The organism is Streptomyces sp. C36 (genome assembly GCF_040932295.1).
Taxonomy (GTDB): Bacteria; Actinomycetota; Actinomycetes; order Streptomycetales; family Streptomycetaceae; genus Streptomyces; species Streptomyces triculaminicus.
The window spans coordinates 149,168-164,979 of the sequence record NZ_JBFQGI010000009.1 but is presented as its reverse complement, the minus strand read 5'-3'; the positions used below and the strand labels follow the sequence as shown (position 1 = coordinate 164,979).

Genomic DNA, 15,812 nt, shown 5'->3' with positions numbered 1-15,812 from the left:
CGGGGGTCGGCGCCCGTGGGTCAATGCCCGCGCTCGATCCGGTCGATGGCCTCCTGCACGAGCTCCAGGTACTCGACCTCCTCGCAGCGCGGTTTGCTGCCGAGAACGTACCGGTCGAGGCAGTCGTCGAGGTCCTGCCCGAGGTCCTCGTCGGGCAGCTCGGCGGACAGGTCGCCGTGCACCCGGTCGGCGAGGGAGGGCCGCGCCCCGAGGGCGGTGTGCACGGGCGGCGCCCCGCGGCGCACGAGGCGGAGGAGGCCCTGCCGGGCGAGTCGGACGCGGCGGAGTACGAGCAGGAAGACGAACACGGAGCCGGGCTCCTCGCGTGATGCGTACGGACAGGACGCTGGACGTTATTCCTGACCGGCAAGTAAGTACAGACCCCGGCGAGAAACTTCACCCACTGGTACCCCTCCGATCCCTTGCGTCACTGCCCGCGCGCGAGCCCCTCGGGCCCCCCGAAGTGATGCCCGCGCGCCCGCCGCGCACAATGGGCCCGTGCCGACCACCATTGAGCAGCCGCAGCAAAGGCGCCGCGCAGACTCCTCGCCGTTCGTGGACCTGACCCGGGCGGAGTGGAGCGCGCTGCGCGAGAACACCCCCCTGCCGCTGACCGCCGACGAGGTCGAGCGCCTGCGCGGGCTCGGTGACGTCATCGACCTGGACGAGGTCCGCGACATCTACCTGCCGCTGTCCCGTCTGCTCAACCTCTACGTCGGGGCCACCGGCAGCCTGCGCGGGGCGCTCAACACCTTCCTGGGCGAGAAGGGGGCCCAACGCGGCACGCCCTTCGTCATAGGCGTCGCCGGCAGCGTCGCGGTGGGCAAGTCGACCACGGCCCGCCTGCTGCAGGCCCTGCTGGCCCGCTGGCCCGAGCACCCGCGCGTCGAGCTGGTCACGACGGACGGCTTCCTGCTGCCGAACGCCGAGCTGCAGGCCCGCGGCCTGATGTCCCGGAAGGGCTTCCCCGAGTCCTACGACCGCCGGGCCCTGACCCGCTTCGTCGCGGACGTGAAGGCCGGCAAGGACGAGGTGTCCGCGCCGGTCTACTCCCACCTCATCTACGACATCGTGCCCGGCGAGCGACTGACCGTGCACCGCCCCGACATCCTGATCATCGAGGGCCTCAACGTCCTGCAGCCGGCCCAGCCCGGCCAGGACGGGCGCACGCGCGTCTCACTCGCCGACTTCTTCGACTTCAGCGTCTACGTGGACGCCCGCGCCGAGGACATCGAGCGCTGGTACTACGAGCGGTTCAGAAAGCTGCGGGCGACGGCCTTCCAGGACCCCGACTCCTACTTCCGCCGCTACACCCAGGTCTCCGAGGAGGAGGCGCTGGACTACGCGCGCCGCAACTGGCGCACCATCAACAAGCCGAACCTGCTGGAGAACGTGGCGCCCACCCGAGGCCGCTCCAACCTGATCCTGCGCAAGGGCCCCGACCACAAGGTCCAGCGCCTCTCCCTGCGCAAGCTCTGACCACCCCCGGTACCGACCATCCCCGATACACCCGCGCCGCCCCGCCCGGAACGACTTCCGGGCGAGACGGCGCGAGCGGCGGAAAGGGCGGGGCCTAGCCCAGCGCCGACTTCACGACGTCGGCCAGGCGCTGCGCCACGGCGCGCGCCTGCTCGATGTCGGCGGCCTCGACCATCACCCGGACGAGCGGCTCGGTGCCGGAGGAGCGCAGCAGGACGCGGCCGGTGGAGCCCAGCTCCTGCTCGGCGGCGTTGACGGCCGCGGCGAGCTCGGTGGAGGAGCCCACGCGGGACTTGTCGACGTCACGGACGTTGATCAGGACCTGCGGCAGGCGCTCCATGACGCCGGCCAGGTCGGCCAGCGTGCGGCCGGTGGCGGCGACGCGGGCGGCCAGCATCAGGCCGGTGAGGGTGCCGTCGCCGGTCGTGGCGTGGTCCAGGACGATGACGTGGCCGGACTGCTCGCCGCCCAGGGCGAAGCCGTTCGCCTTCATCTCCTCCAGGACGTAGCGGTCGCCGACCGCCGTCTGGACGAGCTGGACGCCCTCGCGCTCCATGGCCAGCTTGAAGCCCAGGTTGGACATGACGGTCGCGACGACCGTGTTCTTGCGCAGCGAGTCCGCCTCGCGCATGGCGAGCGCCAGGACGGCGAGGATCTGGTCGCCGTCGATCTCGGTGCCCTTGGCGTCCACGGCCAGGCAGCGGTCGGCGTCGCCGTCGTGGGCGACGCCCAGATCGGCGCCGTGCTCGACGACGGCGGCGCGCAGCTTGTCCAGGTGGGTGGAGCCGCACTCGTGGTTGATGTTGAGGCCGTCGGGCTCGGTGCCGATGGTGACGACCTCGGCGCCGGCGCGCGAGAAGGCCTCGGGCGAGACGCGGGACGCGGCGCCGTGGGCGCCGTCGATGACGACCTTGATGCCGTCGAGGCGGTTGGGCAGGACGCCGATCAGGTGGGCGACGTAGTTGTCGAAGCCCTGGTCGTAGTCGCGGACCCGGCCGACGCCGGCGCCGGTGGGACGGTCCCAGGGCTCGCCGGAGGCGTGGGCCCGGTAGGTCTCCTCGATGCGGTCCTCGAGCTCGTCGGCGAGCTTGTGGCCACCGCGGGCGAAGAACTTGATGCCGTTGTCGGGCATGGCGTTGTGGCTGGCGGAGAGCATCACGCCGAGGTCGGCGCCGAGCACGCCGGTGAGGTAGGCGACGGCCGGGGTGGGCAGCACGCCCACCCGCAGGACGTCCACGCCCGCGCTGGCGAGTCCGGCCACCACGGCGGCCTCGAGGAACTCCCCGGACGCACGCGGATCACGCCCGACCACCGCCACCGGCCGATGGCCCTCGAACGTACCCGCCTCGGCGAGCACGTGCGCCGCCGCGACCGACAGGCCGAGCGCGAGCTCAGCCGTCAGATCGGCGTTGGCGACACCGCGCACGCCGTCCGTACCGAAGAGTCGTCCCACTGGTGTCCTCCCAAAAAGCGGGGCGGGGCCACGCCGCGAGGCCCCGAACATACGTACCAAGTCCTGACCGGTAATGGCCGAACGCCCCGGCGGGCACGGAACGTGCCGCCGGGGCGTTCGGGCAGTGCTGCAAAGCGCGGATTTAGCGCTTGCTGTACTGCGGAGCCTTGCGGGCCTTCTTCAGACCGGCCTTCTTGCGCTCGACCGCACGGTCGTCGCGGCTCAGGAAGCCGGCCTTCTTCAGCGGGCCGCGGTTGTTGTCCACGTCCGCCTCGTTCAGGGCGCGGGCCACACCGAGGCGCAGGGCGCCGGCCTGGCCGGACACGCCGCCACCCGCGATGCGGGCGATGACGTCGTAGCGGTCGTCGAGCTCGAGCACCTTGAAGGGCTCGTTGACTTCCTGCTGGTGCACCTTGTTGGGGAAGTAGTCCTCAAGGGTGCGACCGTTGATCTTCCACTTGCCGGAGCCCGGAACGATCCGGACGCGGGCGATGGCGTTCTTGCGACGGCCCAGGCCGGCGGCCGGCTGCGGGTCGCCGAAGCGGGACGCGAGGGACTCGGAGGTGTACTCCGACTCCACGACCTCGGTCTCGGTGGTGTACTCCTCGACGCCCTCGACCGGCATCTCGGCGGTGGTCTCAGCCACGATTCTCCTCAGACTTTCTGGTTCGGCGGTGGCCGGGACTTAGCCCTGCTTGACCTGGGTGATCTCGAACGGCTGCGGCTGCTGGGCGGCGTGCGGGTGCTGGTCGCCCGAGTAGACCTTCAGCTTCGTGAGCATCTGACGGCCGAGGGAGTTCTTGGGCAGCATGCCCTTGATCGCCTTCTCGACGGCCTTCTCGGGGTTCTTGTCGAGCAGCTCGTCGTAGCGGACGGAGCGCAGACCACCCGGGAAGCCAGAGTGGCGGTAGGCCATCTTCTGGGTCTTCTTGTTGCCGGACAGGTGCACCTTGTCGGCGTTGATGATGACGACGAAGTCACCCATGTCCATGTGCGGGGCGTACACAGGCTTGTGCTTGCCGCGCAGCAGGGAGGCGGCCTGAGAGGCCAGACGGCCCAGGACGACGTCCTGCGCGTCGATGATGTGCCACTGGCGCTGGACATCGCCGGGCTTGGGGCTGAACGTACGCACGGTCGTAGCCTTCGCTTCTTCAGTGAGTGGGTCCTGACACGGCCCGCCGGGGACGATCACGCAGCAACGGCCGCACAACGGGGACGCAACCCGCGTGCCGGCCAGCGGCGATCACCCTGGCGGACAAGCGTAAGGGCCCCTCGCGTGAGAACGACCAAGCCAATACGCATAACGAACTCGTAGAGTACCGGGCGCCCACTGGCCGGGTCAAAACATGGTCCCACCGGACACCCGCGCCCTAGCGTTTACGGGCCACCCGGCCCTCGTCCCACACCGGCTCCGGGACCTCGCGGACGGTCCCGTCCGCGCCGAAGACCAGGAAGCGGTCGAACGAGCGCGCGAACCAGCGGTCGTGCGTCACCGCCAGCACCGTCCCGTCGTACGCCTCCAGCCCCTCCTGCAGCGCCTCCGCGCTCTCCAGGTCCAGGTTGTCCGTCGGCTCGTCCAGCAGCAGGGCCGTCGTCCCCACCAGCTCCAGCAGCAGGATCTGGAAGCGCGCCTGCTGGCCGCCCGACAGCTTCTCGAAGGGCTGGTCGCCCTGCTTCTCCAGCTCGTAGCGGCGCAGCGCCGACATCGCCTGGCCCCGGTCCCGGGCGTGCTCGGTCCACAGGATGTCGGTCAGGGTGCGCCCCATGAGCTCCGGGTGGGCGTGGGTCTGCGCGAAGTGCCCGGGCACGACGCGCGCGCCCAGCTTCCACATGCCCGTGTGGGCCACCGGGTTCTCGGCGTCCCCGGCGAGCAGGCGCAGGAAGTGCGACTTCCCGGAGCCGTTCGAGCCCAGCACCGCGACCCGCTCGCCGTAGAAGACCTCCAGGTCGAAGGGCTTCATCAGCCCCGTGAGCTCCAGCTTCTCGCAGGTCAGCGCCCGCACGCCGGTGCGGCCGCCGCGCAGCCGCATCCGGATGTCCTGCTCGCGCGGCGGCTCCGGCGGCGGACCGGCCTCCTCGAACTTGCGCAGCCGGGTCTGGGCGGCGGCGTAGCGGGAGGCCATCTCGTGGCTGACCGCGGCGGCCTGCCGAAGGTTGATCACCAGCTTCTTCAGCTGGGCGTGCTTCTCGTCCCAGCGCTTGCGCAGCTCCTCGAAGCGGGCGAAGCGCTCCTTGCGGGCGTCGTGGTACGTGCCGAAGCCGCCGCCGTGCACCCATACGTCGCTGCCCGCCGGGCCCGGCTCGACGCTGATGATCTTCTCGGCGGAGCGGGCCAGCAGCTCGCGGTCGTGGGAGACGAAGAGCACGGTCTTCTTCGTCTCGCGCAGCCTCTCCTCCAGCCAGCGCTTGCCGGGGACGTCGAGGTAGTTGTCCGGCTCGTCCAGCAGCAGCACCTCGTCGGTGCCGCGCAGCAGCGACTCGAGCACCAGGCGCTTCTGCTCGCCGCCGGAGAGCGTGCGCACCTTGCGCCACTGGGCCTGGTCGTACGGGACGCCGAGCGCGGCCATGGTGCAGATGTCCCAGGTGGTCTCGGCCTCGTAGCCGTGGGCCTCGGCCCAGTCGCTGAGCGCCTGCGCGTAGGCCATCTGCGCGGCCTCGTCGTCCCGCTCCATGATCGCGAGCTCGGCCGCGTCGACGGCCCGGGCCGCCTCGCGGATGCGCGGGTGGGCCACGGAGACCAGCAGGTCACGGACCGTACGGTCGTCCCGGACGGACCCCACGAACTGCGGCATCACGCCGAGGCCGCCGCTGACCGTCACCGAGCCGCCGTGCGGCTGGAGCTCGCCGGAGATCAGCCGCAGCAGCGTGGTCTTGCCCGCGCCGTTGGCCCCGACGAGGGCCACCGAGGCCCCTTCGCCCACCCGGAACGACACATCGCCGAGCAGCGTCCTCCCGTCCGGAAGGTGGTACTCCAGATGTGCCGCTTCCACATGTCCCATGGGGGCGATTCTCGCCGGTGCCGAGGGCCCTTGACCAACGGTTTACGATGCACGCCATGAGTTTCGGGCAGGCAGGGCCGTACGGGCCCCCGGGGGAGTCTCAGCCGTCCACGCCGCCGTGGGAGCCGCCGCCCCCGCCGGCGCAGCCGGCCGCACCGGGGGGCGCACCAGGGGCCGCCGCACCGGCCCCGGCCGGGCAGACCCCGGAGCCCCAGGGGCCGCAGCAGCCGCAGCCGCCCGCTCCGGCCCCGGCCCCCGCGCCTGCACCCGCACCCGCACCCGCACCCGCACCCGCACCGCAGCCTCCCGCCGCGCCGCAGGGCGGAGGCGCCCCCCTGCCCCCGTGGCAGCCGCAGCAGCCCGCGCCCGGGCACGCCCCCGACCCCCGCTCGGCCTGGGGACAGCCCCAGCCCCAGCCCCAGCCGGCTCAGCAGCCCCAGCCCCAGGCCGCGGCCCAGCCCCCGCACCAGCCGCAGCCGCAGCCGCAGCCACACCCCCAGCCGCCCGTTTTCGGCGGCGGCGCGCCGCACCAGATACCCGGCGCGGGCGGCCAGGCCCCCGACTGGAACCACCTCGCCGACTCCACCGCCGCGCGCGGCCGGCGCCGCAAGGTGCTGATGATCGGCGGCGGTGTGCTGGCCGCCGCGGCGCTCGCCGCCGTCGTGGCCACGGCCGTGGTCATGTCGGACAAGGGCGACAAGAGCAAGTCGGTCGCCGACAAGCGCCCCAGCGCCTCGGGCGGCCCCGAGCCCACCTTCTCCCCGGTGGCCCCGCCCAACCCCCGTGAGTTCATCGCCAACCAGGACAAGGACAAGGCGCCGCTCACCACCAAGACGCTCTTCCCGCACTCCCGGCCCAGCCTCGACAAGCGCGTCTACAAGCGCGTCGACACGGCCACCACCAGCGACTGCGACACGGCCGCCCAGAACGGCCTCGGCCAGGTCCTCAAGGACAACGGCTGCCGCAAGGTGCTGCGCGCCACCTACGTACGCGACGGCGTCGCGGTCACCGTCGGCGTCGCCGTGTTCGACGACAAGGCCGCCGCCGACAAGGCCAAGGACCGGTCCACCGGCAACATCGAGTCCCTCACCGGCGGCGACGCGCCCGACTTCTGCCGCAACACCGCCTGCCGGCTGACGGCTAACGCCGAGGGCCGCTACGCCTACTTCACCGTCGCCGGCTACACCAACGGCGAGGCCGTGCCCTCCGACGACACCAAGGCCCTCCAGGCCGGCCGGGACGTGTCCGGCTACACCTTCCGCCGCATCATGGCCCGCGCCACCGCCCAGGCGGCCGCCTCCGGCAAGCCCTCCGCCGCGGCGTCCACGAAGCCCTCGCAGCCGGCGAGCCCCTCCGGCTCGCCGTCCGGATCGGCCTCCCCCAAGAAGGAGGAGAGCTGACCGCCCGGCCACCGACCGCCCGGCTACTCCGCCGCCTCGCCGCCGTCGTCGGCACCCGCCTCCCCCGCCTCGGCGAGGTGCGGACGGGCGGTCGCCACGACGGCCGGCCGGCCGGACCGGACCGGTCGCTCCACCTTCGCGACCTGCGCGGCCACCAGCCGCTCCGGGATCTCCACACCCCCGGGATCGGCCAGATTGGTGGCGAAGAACATCGACAGGGTGCTCCCGCTGCGCACGACCGTGACCAGGCTCGGCGCCCGCTCGGCCGCGTTGACCAGCCGGTACGCCATGGCCTCGTCGCCCAGCGCCGGCGCGTCCAGGACCCGTACCGCCTCGAACCGCTGCGGCTCGCCCTCGCCCGTCGTCATCCCGAAGCCGTCCGCGCACTCCGCCGCGGCCTCGCGCAGCTCGCCCAGCGTCCTGCTCGCGCCGTCGCCCTCGTAGGCGGAGACCCGGATCGTGCCCAGCAGCCCCTGGGAGCCGCTGCCCCCGGCGGGCGCCGCGAAGGTGTCCACGACGGACGCCACGGGCGCGGGCTGCGGCTGCGAGCCCAGCGCGACCACCAGCGGACGGCAGGCCTCCCGGTCCGTGTCCGGGCGGCCGTGCCCGGCGGTGACCGCGGAGCCCCGCTCGATCACCAGGCCCGGCACCTCCCCCGGCCCCAGCTCCACATGCCCGAGCCGGCCGGCCTCCCGGGCCCGCACCACCCGCGGCTCGTCCTTGCCCTCGACGGTCTCGGCACTCCCGGCACCGCCCTCCGCGCCGGGCCCGCCGCCCTGACAGCCGACCACCAGACCCAGCACCGCGGCCGTGGCGACACCCGCCGCCACCGACCGCCTCCGCACTCTTCCCCGCCTCCCAGCACCCACCGCGCCGGTCCTCCTCACACCTTCTTGCGACGTGACCCAAGCCACAATGTAGGCTGCGCAGGCAACCGAAATCCCTCCCAACGGTCTTAACCGGCGGATCGGACCGCACAACCAAACCATCGGGCCGATCAGCACGGGACGACCCGGACATCACCCAGGCCACGGGGGAAGGACGGACGCGCCGCCGACGACGGGCCGCGCACACACCGCCATGAAGATCTCTTTCCTTTTGCAGAACGCCTACGGCATCGGCGGCACGATCCGGTCCACGTTCAATGTCGCGAGCGCACTCGCCGCCCGGCACGACGTCGAGATCGTGTCCACCATGCGCACCGGCGAGAAGCCCAGCCTCCCCCTGCACCCCAAGGTCAAGCTGGTCAACCTCATCGACCAGCGGGCCGAGAAGGGCGCGGACCGCGAGAACGCCCTGCTCACGCAGGACAGCGGGTACATCCCGCCGGTGGAGGCCAAGGGCGCCCACTTCAACGCCCTCACCGACCAGCGCGTCGCCGCACACCTCGCGGAGACCGACGCCGACGTCGTGGTGGCCACCCGCCCCGGCCTGGTGATGTACCTCGCGGAGTTCGGCCAGGACCGCTATCTGCGGATCGGCCAGGAGCACCGGATCTACGGCACCCACGAGCCGACCATCCGCGCCTACCAGGACGCCTCCATCCCGCACCTGGACGCCCACACCACCGTCTCCGAGGCGGACGCGCGCACCCACCGCGAGCGGTTCCCGGACGTCAGGACCAAGCTCGTCTGCCTGCCCAACGGCTGCCCCCCGTCCGAGGTCGAGCCCTCCGACGGCAGCGCCAAGCTCGTCGTCGCCGCCGGCCGCCTCATCCCCGTCAAGCGCTACGACCTGCTGGTCAAGGCCTGGGAGACCGTCGCCGCCACCCGCCCCGACTGGAAGCTGCGCATCTACGGCCGCGGCCCCGAGCTGCCCAAGCTCCGCGCCCAGATCGAGCGGCTCGGCCTCGCCGAGGCCATCACCCTGATGGGCGCCCACTCCCCCATCGAGACCGAGTGGGCCAAGGGCTCCATCGCCGCCGTGACCTCCCGCGAGGAGTCCTTCGGCATGACGATCGTCGAGGCCATGGGCTGCGGCGTCCCCGTCGTCGCCACCGACTGCCCGCACGGCCCCGGCGAGATCATCACCGACGGCACGGACGGCCTGCTCGTCCCCGTCGGCGACAGCGACGCCATCGCCAAGGGCCTCCTCAAGCTCATCGAGGACGACGACCTGCGCCGCGCCATGGGCGCCGCCGCCCGGAAATCCGCCCAGCGATACGCCCCCGAACGCATCGCCGACGCGTACCTCGAACTGATCGACAGCCTCGGCGGCCCCCGTGCCCGCGCCACCGAACCCGCGCCCGCGCCCGCGCCCGCCACCACCGCCGCCACCGCCGAGCCCGAGCAGGTCCCGCTCGGCAAGCTGCTGCGCCGCACCGCCGGAAAGCTCATCCGACCGCTGCGCCGTCCGGTGGCCAAGGCCGCCAAGCCGCCGGTCAAGACCGTCCTCAAGGACATCGTCGTCCGCAAGCCGCTGCGCCCGGTGGCCTCCTGCCGCGTCGACGCCGCCGGCGACATCCACGTCCTCGTCCAGCCCAAGGGCGTCAGCGGGGAGACGCTCTCCCTGACCGTCACCCGCCGCAAGGAGGGCAAGCCGATCGCCGTACCGCTGCGGCCGCCCGCCACCGACGGCGACCCCTGGACGGCCGTACTCGAACGGAGCGCGCTGCGCCTGGGCGAGGGACGCTGGGACCTGCACGTGGTGCGCGCCGAGGACAAGGCCCGCCGCCGCGTGGTCTCGCACCTCGCCGAGGGCCGCGGCCTGGTCGAGCTCGAGCCCCTGCCGGGCGGCCCCTTCACCTGGTGGGTGCCCTACCCCACCGTCGACGGCTACCTCGCCCTGCGCGCCTGGCACCGCGACGCCCACGCCGAGGCCCGCTCGGTGCGCTCGGGCGACGACGCGCTCACGGTCGAAGGCACCCTGCACGGCACGGAGTTCACCTCCGAGAGCAACCCCGTGGTCATCGGCACCCCGCGCGGCGAGACCGCGTCCGAGGTGTCGGTGGACGTCGAGGTCGTGGACCCCGCGTCCTTCCGCGTCACCGTCCCCTACGAGGCGCTGCGCGCCGCGCGGTCCGACGGCGAGGCCACGACGTGGGACCTGGCCCTGCGGATCACCCCCGACGCGGAGCCGATCCGTGTCGGCCGGCTCATCGGCGACATCGTCGACCGCAACAAGACCGACCTCTACCCCACGGTCTCGGGCGTCCGCCCGTACTTCACCATGTCCAGCGACCTGGCCGTGAACGTTCCCGCCACCGAAGAGGCCTGATACGACATCAGGTGGGCCTGACGCATCGCCAGGCCCACCTGATGGATCAGCAGCAGCCCTTGCCGGGAAGCGTCCGCTTGTTGCGGGCCGCCAGGTTCCGCGCCGCCAGCTCGGAGTCGGCCGGATAACCGACCTCCTCCAGCGTCAGCCCGTGCGGCCGCACGACATGCACCGCCGAGTCCCGCACCCCGGCGGCCAACACCTTCCCCGGCCAGTCGACCGGACGGTGGCCGTCGCCGACGAACAGCATCGCACCCACCAGCGACCGCACCATGTTGTGGCAGAACGCGTCCGCGCGCACGGTCGCCGTGATGACACCCGACGCGTCCCGCTCCCAGCTCAGCTGCTGGAGCGTGCGGATGGTCGTCGCACCCTCGCGCTTCTTGCAGTACGCGGCGAAGTCGTGCTCGCCGACGAGCGCACGCGCGGCGGCGTTCATCGCGTCCACGTCCAACGGCCAGTCGTGCCACAGGACATGACCGCGCAACAGCGGGTCGACCCCACCGACGTGGTCGACGACCCGGTACGCGTAGCGCCGCCAGATCGCGGAGAAGCGCGCGTTGAAACCGGCCGGCGCCTCGGCGACCTTCCACACACGGACATCGTGCGACAGCCGGCCGGCGAGCCGACGCAGCAGCTTGTCCTCGTGCTCGGCCCACACCTCGGCCGGCAGATCGACATGCGCGACCTGCCCGCGGGCGTGCACCCCGGCGTCCGTACGCCCGGCGACCGTCAGCTCGTACGTCTCCTGGGACCGGGTCACGGTCCGGATCGCGGCCTCGATCTCACCCTGGACCGTGCGCTGTCCCTCGCGCTGCTTCGCCCAGCCGGAGAAGTCCTTGCCGTCGTAGGACAGGTCCAGCCGCACCCGGACGAAACCGGGCGCCACCTCGTCACTCACCGAGTGTTCCTCTCAGAAATGCGGGACGGGCCCGCCCCCGGAAGGGGCGGGCCCGTCACTGACACGCATCAGCGTCGTCAGGCGTCCTTCGACTCCTCGGCCGGAGCCTCGGCAGCGGCCTCGGACTCCTTGACCGCACGCTTGGTGGCGGCCTCGGCCTCGGCGACGGTCGCCTTCTTCGCGATCTCGCCCTCGACCAGCTCGATAACGGCCATCGGGGCGTTGTCGCCACGACGGTTACCGATCTTGGTGATACGGGTGTAGCCACCCGGACGCTCGGCGAAACGCGGGGCGATCTCGGTGAAGAGGGTGTGGACGATGCCCTTGTCGGTGATCGTCTGCAGCACCTGGCGACGGTTGTGGATGTCGCCCTTCTTCGCCTTGGTGATCAGGCGCTCGGCGACCGGACGCAGGCGGCGGGCCTTGGCCTCGGTCGTCGTGATGCGGCCGTGCTCGAAGAGCGACTTGGCGAGGTTCGCCAGCATCAGCTTCTCGTGCGCGGCACCGCCGCCCAGACGGGCACCCTTGGTGGGACGCGGCATGGTGTTTCTCCTAGGTGTCTGCCCCGGCCGTATCAGGTACCGGAGTCAGTATCCGAGCGGGCGGTCGCCCGTCGAAGACCCGCGCCCCGTAAGGGGCGCGGGAAAGCATTCAATTTGCGGCTGCCGCCGCGTGGGCGCGACCAGCCGAAGCGGGCCTGCAGCAAGATCGAACCGTGAGGCCCGAGCTCTTAGTACTGCTCGGTCTCCACGAAACCGGCGTCCGCGTCGTCGTCGGCGCCAAAGGCGTCGGCGGCAGCGGTCGGGTCGAATCCGGGCGGGCTGTCCTTGAGGGCCAGGCCCATGCCGGCCAGCTTCGCCTTGACCTCGTCGATCGACTTCGCACCGAAGTTGCGGATGTCGAGCAGGTCGGCCTCGGAGCGGGCGACGAGCTCACCCACGGAGTGGATGCCCTCGCGCTTGAGGCAGTTGTACGACCGAACGGTGAGCTCGAGCTCCTCGATCGGCAGCGCCAGGTCGGCGGCCAGGGCGGCGTCCGTGGGGGACGGGCCCATGTCGATGCCCTCGGCGTCGATGTTGAGCTCGCGGGCCAGACCGAACAGCTCGACCAGGGTCTTACCGGCGGACGCCATGGCGTCGCGCGGGCGCATGGCCTGCTTGGTCTCGACGTCGACGATCAGCTTGTCGAAGTCGGTGCGCTGCTCGACACGGGTCGCCTCGACCTTGTAGGTGACCTTGAGAACCGGCGAGTAGATGGAGTCGACCGGGATACGGCCGATCTCCTGGCCCACCTGCTTGTTCTGGACGGCGGAGACGTAGCCGCGACCGCGCTCGACGGTCAGCTCCATCTCCAGCTTGCCCTTGGCGTTCAGGGTCGCCAGGACCAGGTCGGGGTTGTGCACCTCGACGCCGGCCGGGGGGGCGATGTCCGCAGCGGTGACCAGGCCGGGGCCCTGCTTGCGCAGGTACATCACGACCGGCTCGTCGTGCTCGGAGGAGACGACCAGCTGCTTGATGTTCAGGATGAGGTCGGTGACGTCCTCCTTGACGCCCGGCACGGTGGTGAACTCGTGCAGGACACCGTCGATGCGGATGGACGTGACCGCCGCACCCGGGATCGAGGAGAGGAGCGTACGACGCAGGGAGTTGCCGAGGGTGTAGCCGAAGCCCGGCTCCAGCGGCTCGATCACGAACCGCGAGCGGAACTCGTCGACGACCTCTTCGGTCAGCGAGGGACGCTGAGCGATCAGCATGGTGTGAATCCTTCAGTCATGGACACCCACTATTTGATGTCCTGAGGTACTACAAGGGTACGGGCGATACGGCCCCGAGGAGCCGTACCGCCCGTGTGCCGTTACGAAGCGGCGCGATGATGATCAGCGGGTCTCGCGACCCGACGGATCAGACGCGGCGGCGCTTCGGCGGACGGCAGCCGTTGTGCGGGGTCGGGGTGACGTCCTGGATGGAGCCAACCTCGAGGCCGGTCGCCTGGAGCGAACGGATGGCGGTCTCGCGACCGGAGCCCGGGCCCTTGACGAAGACGTCAACCTTGCGCATGCCGTGCTCCTGCGCGCGGCGAGCGGCCGACTCGGCGGCCATCTGCGCGGCGAACGGGGTGGACTTGCGCGAGCCCTTGAAGCCGACGTGGCCGGCGGAGGCCCAGGAGATCACGTTGCCCGTGGGGTCGGTGATCGAAACGATGGTGTTGTTGAACGTGCTCTTGATGTGCGCGTGGCCGTGAGCGACGTTCTTCTTTTCCTTGCGGCGCACCTTCTTGGCAGCGCCCTGACGACCCTTGGGGGGCATGTCTTACTCCTGTGGAGTGGAGGTGATCGGTCCTACAGCGAAGACCGCTGGTGAGCGTCCGCTGCGGACTACTTCTTGCCCGGCTTCTTCTTGCCGGCGATCGCGCGACGCGGGCCCTTGCGGGTACGAGCGTTCGTGCTGGTGCGCTGACCGTGGACCGGCAGGCCACGACGGTGACGCAGACCCTGGTAGCAGCCGATCTCGACCTTGCGGCGGATGTCGGCCTGGATCTCGCGACGGAGGTCACCCTCGGTCTTGAGGTTGGCGTCCACGTACTCGCGGATCTTGACCAGGTCCTCTTCGGGAAGGTCACGAACGCGGGTGTTCGGGTTCACGCCAGTGGCGGCGAGAGTCGCCTGCGACTGGGTACGGCCGATACCGAAGACGTAGGTGAGTGCAACCTCCACGCGCTTGTCGCGCGGGATGTCAACACCGGAAACGCGTGCCATTCAATGGCTCCAGATGTTCTCGGGGGTCTGACACAGAACCGTTCCCGGCCGCCGTACTAGGTACGTTCCGGGTCCCCGGCCCCCGCCGGAGGTGTCGCCAGCCTGAGCTGGACGGGCTCTGCGTATGTACGTATTGCTGTGCGTCGCGCGAAGAAACTGCGGAGTGCAGGTTCTGCGTCAGCCCTGGCGCTGCTTGTGGCGCAGGTTGTCGCAGATGACCATGACCCGGCCGTGGCGGCGGATCACCTTGCACTTGTCGCAGATCTTCTTGACGCTCGGCTTGACCTTCATGGGTGTGAGGTTCTCCGGGTCAGTGCCGTCACCCCACAGCGGTGGGGCGTCGACAAGATCTACTTGTAGCGGTAGACGATCCGGCCACGCGTCAGGTCGTAGGGAGACAGCTCCACGACGACCCGGTCATCCGGAAGGATGCGGATGTAGTGCATACGCATCTTGCCGCTGATGTGCGCGAGGACCTTGTGACCGTTCTGGAGCTCTACCTTGAACATGGCGTTCGGCAGAGACTCGATCACGGTGCCCTCGATCTCGATGGCACCTTGCTTCTTGGCCACGCTTCGCCTTTCGAATCGGCTACCTTGATCGACTCCCCCGTATGCACGCAGGCATGCGGATACACGAGAGCCGACGCATCAGTCTACGTCAGGGCAACCGGAAAGCCTAATCCAGGGTGCTTGCCCCGCCGCAGAGATCCTTAAGCCAGCGGGTCCGGCGCCGCCGTCACCCCGTACTGGGCCAGCTTCGCCCGGCCGCCGTCGACGGCCGTCAGGACCAGCGGGCCGTCCTCCGTCAGGGCGACGGAGTGCTCCCAGTGGGAGGACCAGCTCTTGTCGTCCGTGAGGACCGTCCAGTCGTCCGAGAGGACGTGCGTCTTCGCCGTGCCCAGGCTCACCATGGGCTCGATCGCGATGCAGAAGCCCGGCACCAGCTTCGGGCCCTTGCCGCGCTTGCGGGAGACGTAGTTCAGCAGGTGGGGGTCCATGTGCATCTCGGAGCCGATGCCGTGGCCGCCGTAGTCCTCGATGATCCCGTACTTCCCCGAGGCCGGGCGGGGCTGGCGGCGGATGTAGCCCTCGATGGCCTTGGAGATGTCCACCAGGCGGTTGCCGCCCTTCACGGCCGCGATGCCCGCCCACATGGACTCCTCGGTCACCCGGGAGAGCTCGATGAGCTCCGGAGCGTGACCGGTGCCCACGAAGGCCGTGAAGGCCGCGTCGCCGTGCCAGCCGTCCACGATGGCGCCGGCGTCGATGGAGATGATGTCGCCGTCCTTCAGGACGGTCTTCGTGTCCGGGATGCCATGGACGACGACCTCGTTCACCGAGGTGCAGATGGTGGCGGGGAAACCGCCGTAGCCGAGGAAGTTCGACTTGGCCCCGTGCTCGGCCAGCACCTTGCGGGCGACCTCGTCCAGGTCCTTGGTGGTGGCACCGGGCACGGCGGCCTCCCGGGTGGCCGCGTGGATGGCGGCGACGACCAGCCCCGCCTCACGCATCTTCGCGATCTGCTCCGGGGTCTTGATCTCGACCATGACGGCTGGCGCCTTTCTGAACGACGGATGAAACGTGTCCGCGGGCTCCCGCCGCTCCCG

Annotated in this window: 17 protein-coding genes; 3 read left to right on the top strand and 14 right to left on the bottom strand. The window is 71.0% G+C overall.

The window, feature by feature from the left end:
• Positions 1 to 20: 20 nt before the first annotated feature.
• A complete protein-coding gene (locus AB4K12_RS26465) occupies positions 21 to 308 on the bottom strand; it encodes a hypothetical protein (protein WP_368436745.1) in 288 nt (95 codons plus the stop codon).
• A gap of 190 nt (positions 309 to 498) precedes the next feature.
• Here AB4K12_RS26465 and coaA point away from each other — a divergent pair, with 190 nt between their 5' ends.
• The gene (gene coaA / locus AB4K12_RS26460) at positions 499 to 1,479 is read left to right on the top strand and encodes a type I pantothenate kinase (protein WP_086569060.1); all 981 of its coding nucleotides are present in this window, start codon (positions 499 to 501) and stop codon (positions 1,477 to 1,479) included.
• A 94-nt stretch (positions 1,480 to 1,573) separates the two neighbouring features.
• On the opposite strand, the gene glmM is transcribed toward coaA, so the two are convergent.
• From glmM to AB4K12_RS26440, 4 genes are all read right to left on the bottom strand, one after another.
• Positions 1,574 to 2,932 (bottom strand): phosphoglucosamine mutase, encoded by a 1,359-nt coding sequence (gene glmM, locus AB4K12_RS26455; RefSeq protein WP_362254311.1) that lies wholly within the window; start codon positions 2,930 to 2,932, stop codon positions 1,574 to 1,576.
• Between the two features lie 142 nt (positions 2,933 to 3,074).
• Positions 3,075 to 3,578: a 30S ribosomal protein S9 gene (rpsI, locus tag AB4K12_RS26450; protein ID WP_086569064.1), complete on the bottom strand. Its 504-nt coding sequence runs from the start codon at positions 3,576 to 3,578 to the stop codon at positions 3,075 to 3,077.
• A 39-nt stretch (positions 3,579 to 3,617) separates the two neighbouring features.
• Positions 3,618 to 4,064: a 50S ribosomal protein L13 gene (gene rplM, locus AB4K12_RS26445; protein ID WP_086569066.1), complete on the bottom strand. Its 447-nt coding sequence runs from the start codon at positions 4,062 to 4,064 to the stop codon at positions 3,618 to 3,620.
• A gap of 238 nt (positions 4,065 to 4,302) precedes the next feature.
• Positions 4,303 to 5,931, bottom strand: coding sequence for an ATP-binding cassette domain-containing protein (locus AB4K12_RS26440; RefSeq protein ID WP_362254309.1), 1,629 nt, complete (start codon positions 5,929 to 5,931; stop codon positions 4,303 to 4,305).
• Between the two features lie 56 nt (positions 5,932 to 5,987).
• Here AB4K12_RS26440 and AB4K12_RS26435 point away from each other — a divergent pair, with 56 nt between their 5' ends.
• Positions 5,988 to 7,331: a hypothetical protein gene (locus AB4K12_RS26435; RefSeq protein WP_368436742.1), complete on the top strand. Its 1,344-nt coding sequence runs from the start codon at positions 5,988 to 5,990 to the stop codon at positions 7,329 to 7,331.
• 23 nt (positions 7,332 to 7,354) lie between these two features.
• Here the strand turns inward: AB4K12_RS26435 and AB4K12_RS26430 are convergent, their stop codons facing one another.
• A complete protein-coding gene (locus tag AB4K12_RS26430; RefSeq protein ID WP_368436740.1) occupies positions 7,355 to 8,161 on the bottom strand; it encodes a hypothetical protein in 807 nt (268 codons plus the stop codon).
• 250 nt (positions 8,162 to 8,411) lie between these two features.
• Here AB4K12_RS26430 and AB4K12_RS26425 point away from each other — a divergent pair, with 250 nt between their 5' ends.
• Positions 8,412 to 10,547, top strand: coding sequence for a glycosyltransferase family 4 protein (locus AB4K12_RS26425; RefSeq protein WP_368436738.1), 2,136 nt, complete (start codon positions 8,412 to 8,414; stop codon positions 10,545 to 10,547).
• A 46-nt stretch (positions 10,548 to 10,593) separates the two neighbouring features.
• Here the strand turns inward: AB4K12_RS26425 and truA are convergent, their stop codons facing one another.
• From truA to map, 8 genes are all read right to left on the bottom strand, one after another.
• Positions 10,594 to 11,448, bottom strand: a complete 855-nt coding sequence (gene truA / locus AB4K12_RS26420; protein WP_368436736.1) for a tRNA pseudouridine(38-40) synthase TruA — start codon at positions 11,446 to 11,448, stop codon at positions 10,594 to 10,596.
• A 77-nt stretch (positions 11,449 to 11,525) separates the two neighbouring features.
• Entirely contained in the window at positions 11,526 to 11,990 is a 465-nt protein-coding gene (gene rplQ, locus AB4K12_RS26415; protein WP_086567272.1) for a 50S ribosomal protein L17, read from the bottom strand.
• A 188-nt stretch (positions 11,991 to 12,178) separates the two neighbouring features.
• On the bottom strand, positions 12,179 to 13,201 hold the full coding sequence (locus AB4K12_RS26410) for a DNA-directed RNA polymerase subunit alpha (protein WP_004946635.1): 1,023 nt from the start codon (positions 13,199 to 13,201) through the stop codon (positions 12,179 to 12,181).
• 148 nt (positions 13,202 to 13,349) lie between these two features.
• Positions 13,350 to 13,754, bottom strand: a complete 405-nt coding sequence (rpsK, locus tag AB4K12_RS26405; protein WP_003948617.1) for a 30S ribosomal protein S11 — start codon at positions 13,752 to 13,754, stop codon at positions 13,350 to 13,352.
• Positions 13,755 to 13,822: 68 nt separating this feature from the next.
• The gene (gene rpsM, locus AB4K12_RS26400) at positions 13,823 to 14,203 is read right to left on the bottom strand and encodes a 30S ribosomal protein S13 (RefSeq protein ID WP_030368393.1); all 381 of its coding nucleotides are present in this window, start codon (positions 14,201 to 14,203) and stop codon (positions 13,823 to 13,825) included.
• Positions 14,204 to 14,380: 177 nt separating this feature from the next.
• Positions 14,381 to 14,494: a 50S ribosomal protein L36 gene (gene rpmJ / locus AB4K12_RS26395; RefSeq protein ID WP_003956441.1), complete on the bottom strand. Its 114-nt coding sequence runs from the start codon at positions 14,492 to 14,494 to the stop codon at positions 14,381 to 14,383.
• Positions 14,495 to 14,553: 59 nt separating this feature from the next.
• On the bottom strand, positions 14,554 to 14,775 hold the full coding sequence (infA, locus tag AB4K12_RS26390; RefSeq protein ID WP_003956442.1) for a translation initiation factor IF-1: 222 nt from the start codon (positions 14,773 to 14,775) through the stop codon (positions 14,554 to 14,556).
• Between the two features lie 140 nt (positions 14,776 to 14,915).
• Complete coding sequence (gene map, locus AB4K12_RS26385; RefSeq protein WP_368436730.1) at positions 14,916 to 15,752, bottom strand: type I methionyl aminopeptidase; 837 nt, start codon at positions 15,750 to 15,752, stop codon at positions 14,916 to 14,918.
• Positions 15,753 to 15,812: the final 60 nt, after the last annotated feature.

Excerpts from the sequence above, each read along its gene's own strand:
- AB4K12_RS26440 (WP_362254309.1), bottom strand. The coding sequence starts at position 5,931 with ATGGGACATGTGGAAGCGGCACATCTGGAGTACCACCTTCCGGACGGG.
- AB4K12_RS26435 (WP_368436742.1), top strand. The coding sequence starts at position 5,988 with ATGAGTTTCGGGCAGGCAGGGCCGTACGGGCCCCCGGGGGAGTCTCAG.
- AB4K12_RS26425 (WP_368436738.1), top strand. The coding sequence starts at position 8,412 with ATGAAGATCTCTTTCCTTTTGCAGAACGCCTACGGCATCGGCGGCACG.
- rplQ (WP_086567272.1), bottom strand. The coding sequence starts at position 11,990 with ATGCCGCGTCCCACCAAGGGTGCCCGTCTGGGCGGCGGTGCCGCGCAC.
- AB4K12_RS26410 (WP_004946635.1), bottom strand. The coding sequence starts at position 13,201 with ATGCTGATCGCTCAGCGTCCCTCGCTGACCGAAGAGGTCGTCGACGAG.
- rpsK (WP_003948617.1), bottom strand. The coding sequence starts at position 13,754 with ATGCCCCCCAAGGGTCGTCAGGGCGCTGCCAAGAAGGTGCGCCGCAAG.
- rpsM (WP_030368393.1), bottom strand. The coding sequence starts at position 14,203 with ATGGCACGCGTTTCCGGTGTTGACATCCCGCGCGACAAGCGCGTGGAG.
- rpmJ (WP_003956441.1), bottom strand. The coding sequence starts at position 14,494 with ATGAAGGTCAAGCCGAGCGTCAAGAAGATCTGCGACAAGTGCAAGGTG.
- map (WP_368436730.1), bottom strand. The coding sequence starts at position 15,752 with ATGGTCGAGATCAAGACCCCGGAGCAGATCGCGAAGATGCGTGAGGCG.